Origin of the sequence: uncultured Blautia sp., assembly GCF_902497045.1 — a bacterium.
GTDB lineage: Bacteria > Bacillota > Clostridia > Lachnospirales > Lachnospiraceae > Blautia_A.
Map to the genome: position 1 here is coordinate 1 of NZ_CABVDF010000232.1, position 4,282 is coordinate 4,282.

Annotated in this window: 4 protein-coding genes; 1 reads left to right on the forward strand and 3 read right to left on the reverse strand. The window is 41.6% G+C overall.

Annotated features, from left to right (window positions below; translation table 11 throughout):
- Positions 1–95 precede the first annotated feature (95 nt).
- A complete protein-coding gene (gene pckA / locus RDS42_RS12845; RefSeq protein WP_308784008.1) occupies positions 96–1,700 on the forward strand; it encodes a phosphoenolpyruvate carboxykinase (ATP) in 1,605 nt (534 codons plus the stop codon).
- A 69-nt stretch (positions 1,701–1,769) separates the two neighbouring features.
- On the opposite strand, the gene RDS42_RS12850 is transcribed toward pckA, so the two are convergent.
- The 3 genes from RDS42_RS12850 to RDS42_RS12860 form a co-directional block, all read right to left on the reverse strand.
- Positions 1,770–2,774, reverse strand: coding sequence for an asparaginase (locus RDS42_RS12850; protein ID WP_308784011.1), 1,005 nt, complete (start codon positions 2,772–2,774; stop codon positions 1,770–1,772).
- Positions 2,775–3,081: 307 nt separating this feature from the next.
- Entirely contained in the window at positions 3,082–3,630 is a 549-nt protein-coding gene (locus RDS42_RS12855; protein WP_308784009.1) for a CDP-alcohol phosphatidyltransferase family protein, read from the reverse strand.
- 94 nt (positions 3,631–3,724) lie between these two features.
- Positions 3,725–4,222, reverse strand: a complete 498-nt coding sequence (locus RDS42_RS12860) for an HD domain-containing protein (RefSeq protein ID WP_308784010.1) — start codon at positions 4,220–4,222, stop codon at positions 3,725–3,727.
- Positions 4,223–4,282: the final 60 nt, after the last annotated feature.

Here is a 4,282-nt window from a genome sequence, read left to right on the forward strand (position 1 = left end):
GAAAGCTATAGTTCCACTTCTTTCACAAGATAACATAAGGTCTGACAGTCAGGCTGTTATCCTATTACTATTTTAAGAAAAGAGGTAAATGTAAGATGGCAAAAATTGATTTAACCAAGTATGGCATTACCGGAACCACCGAGATCGTATATAACCCTTCTTATGAAGTGTTATTCGAAGAAGAAACCAAACCGGAGCTTGAAGGCTTTGAAAAAGGTCAGGAAAGTGAACTTGGCGCTGTCAACGTTATGACTGGTATCTACACAGGACGTTCTCCTAAAGACAAATTCATCGTTATGGATGAGAACTCCAAAGACACTGTATGGTGGACTTCCGATGAGTACAAAAATGACAACCATCCGGCTTCTCAGGAAGCATGGGATACTTGTAAAGAAATCGCTCTGAAAGAACTCTCCAATAAGAGACTTTTCGTAGTTGATGCTTTCTGCGGTGCTAACCATGACACACGTATGGCAATCCGTTTCATCGTTGAAGTAGCTTGGCAGGCACATTTCGTAAAGAACATGTTCATTATCCCAACAGATGAAGAACTTGAAAACTTTGAGCCTGATTTTGTTGTTTACAACGCATCCAAGGCCAAAGTAGAAAACTACAAAGAGCTTGGTCTCAACTCTGAGACAGCAGCTATGTTCAACATCACCACACGTGAACAGGTTATCCTGAACACATGGTACGGCGGAGAAATGAAAAAAGGTATGTTCTCCATGATGAACTACTATCTGCCGCTTAAAGGCATTGCTTCTATGCACTGCTCTGCAAACACAGATATGAACGGCGAAAACACAGCTATCTTCTTCGGACTTTCCGGAACAGGTAAAACAACTCTTTCCACAGACCCGAAACGTCTCCTGATCGGTGATGACGAGCATGGCTGGGATGACAATGGTATCTTCAACTTTGAGGGAGGATGCTACGCAAAAGTTATCAACCTTGACAAAGAGTCTGAGCCGGATATCTACAATGCGATCAGACGCAACGCTCTTCTTGAGAATGTTACTCTTGACAAAGACGGAAAAATCGACTTTGACGACAAGAGCGTAACAGAGAACACTCGTGTTTCCTACCCGATCGATCACATTGAAAAAATCGTTCGTCCTGTATCCGCAGCTCCTGCAGCTAAGAACGTAATCTTCCTTTCTGCAGATGCTTTCGGCGTACTGCCTCCAGTATCTATCCTGACACCAGAACAGACTCAGTACTATTTCCTGTCTGGCTTCACAGCTAAACTTGCTGGTACAGAGCGTGGAATCACTGAGCCTACACCAACCTTCTCCGCTTGCTTCGGACAGGCTTTCCTTGAGCTTCATCCGACAAAATACGCTGAGGAGCTTGTTAAGAGAATGGAAGCAAACGGTGCCAAAGCTTATCTTGTAAACACAGGATGGAATGGCTCCGGAAAACGTATTTCCATCAAAGATACTCGTGGTATCATCGATGCAATCCTTAACGGAGACATCAACAACGCACCGACTAAGACTATTCCTTACTTCAACTTTGAAGTTCCGACAGAGCTTCCAGGCGTTGATACAAACATTCTTGATCCTCGTGACACTTATGCAGATGCTGCTGAGTGGGAAGTTAAAGCAAAAGATCTTGCTCAGAGATTCATCAAAAACTTCTCTAAATACGAAGGAAACGAAGCTGGTAAAGCACTTGTTGCAGCTGGCCCACAGGAATAATCCTTATAAAAATAAGAAAGCGGATGTGAACTTCACATCCGCTTTCTTATTATTTATATTCGTAGTTTTCTATTCTGCAGAAATCATCACTTCTCCTGCAATATCCACAGAAAAATATTCTCTAACTTCCCTGATATCCTCCGTCTGCCCAAGAACCCACATTAATTTTGTCATTGCAGCCTCCGCTGTCATATCATAAGCCTGCAGAACACCGCTTTCCAATGCACGACGACCGGTTTCATAAACGGAAAGATTGCTTCCCTCATATCTGCACTGGCTTCCTGCCAATACTACCATTCCCTTTTCTATTACGTTTTTAATGGCGCTTATAAAATCATTTTTCAGAAACGGCATGCCTCCCAGTCCAAATCCCTCTATATAAACACCTCTGCATCCCTTTTCCTGAAGATATTCCAATATAGAAGGATCCATTCCGGGGTAGAGCTTCAGAAGAAACACTTTATTGGAATAAGCAGTCTGAGGTCTGAAAATTCCTCTTTTTACTACAAGATTTTCTTTTTTGATATGAAGTCCAAGTGAGCTGATCTCTCCGATATAAGGGTAATTAATGCTCTCAAAAGCATCGAAGCTCATCGTTCTCACCTTTGAGGCACGACAGCCCAGCATCACCTTGCGATTAAACGCAACAAAAACTCCCGGACATCCGCTGGCTGCCATATGGATTCCACACCGACAATTTTCCATAGCATCTGCCACAGGATCTGCAATAGACAGCTGACTGCCTGTCACTACCACAGGAATTGAAATATTCTGAAGCATAAATGCCAGCATGGAAGCCGTATATGCCATTGTATCTGTACCATGGATCACCGTTATCCCATGATATTCTCTGCTCCTTTTTGCAATCAGCTCCGCAAGACTGGCCCAGTCCTCAGGAAAAATATTAGCACTGTCTACAGAACAGAAATCCTCTGTCTCCAACTCCAGGTTTCTGGATACCATTCGGAGCTCTTCCAGCATATCACGACTTTTCATTCCAGGCATAAAGCCCTTTTCGCTGTTAACAGAAGAAAGCGTCCCTCCTGTATTTATGATCAGGATTCTTTTTTTCATCACTGAGTTTCCATCCTTTCGCTGTAATCCATTCTATACAGCCATAATAACATATTTCCGGTGCGGTGTCATGTGCGAATGCCACCGTGCCGTCACAGTCTGGATTATTTCCGTTTTTATGATCATCCAGTACAAAAATTTTTTTTTGCAGAATCACTGATTTTATTTGCCAACATAAATTATTTATGGTATCCTGTATACATACTTGAAATGAAACTGCCGAATCTGGCAGCTTCCCAGATAAAAAGACATCTGTCTTCAATACACAAAAGATAAGCTCTCATAAAGAGAGCTCTTTCTATATCTTTTATTCTTCTTTCATCTTTCGGAACACTGGTATATACATGCACAAGGTAATTGCCATCACTGCCATCATGACTACAATAATCCCATTCACAAAGCCTGCCGGAAGTGCAGGAAACAGAAACAGGATCAACATTCCCACAAACAGCACCGCTGTACATACTTTTCCAAACCACATTGCACCATCAAGCATTTTTCCTTTTTTCAAAAATATCAGTCCCATAATCCCCATATAGCCTTCTTTAATCACAAGAAGAAGGATCAAGCCCCACATAAGAGGATAACGTGTTGCAAGGCAAAGAGCCAAGGCTCCATGAGTCAGCTTATCAGCAACAGGATCTAATGCCTTTCCCAAATCTGTGACCATATGAAAACGTCTTGCAATTTTTCCATCAAACATATCTGTAAGACTGGAGATCAGTACCACTAGAGACGCATATAAATATTCTCCTGCGGTTATGTAAAGGTAACAAAATACCGGAATCAAAAGGATCCTGAAATATCCCATTATATTTGGAATGGAGAATATCTCTTTTCTCGTAAATTTCTTCATGCTGATACCTCTGTTATTGATTTTTTAGATAACGTGCACCTGCTGCACACAGAAAGCCTGCTGCATGAAGATTTCATACAGCAGGCCATTTTTATTATACAGCTGCAGTTACCACTACACGATTGCGTCTTGCCAGAGCTACTGCAATATGACACAGCTCCAGACTGGCACAAATCTTATCTGCCATGGTAATGATCCATGCTTCTTTGTTTTTTGGAATTGGTCCCAGAGGGAACATATGTGACAAAATCGCATTCCATTCCTTTTCACCAATATCAAATGTCCTTACACTGTTTTCTGCTGCGGCTTTTGGATGATAGAATGCCTGTAATTCTCCTGTAGGTGTTTTCTTGCGAAAATCATAAGGACAAAAATCATGCAAAAGTCCAGCTCTTGCAGCTGCCTTTTCATCACATCCGAATTTTTTCGCAATTTTCCACGAAATATAGGAAACATTAATGCTGTGCATTAATCTGGTTGTCCACTGATGATGTTCATAAAGGCTGAGTGAAAGAAATTCCTTATTGTTCAGAATATCCTCTACCTCTGCCAGATATGCCTGTGAAACTTCATCCGATAACTGAATGTCCATCGGCAATCACTCCCTTCTGTTTTCTTTAATTTCATTATGACAAATCTATCAGAAAATGCA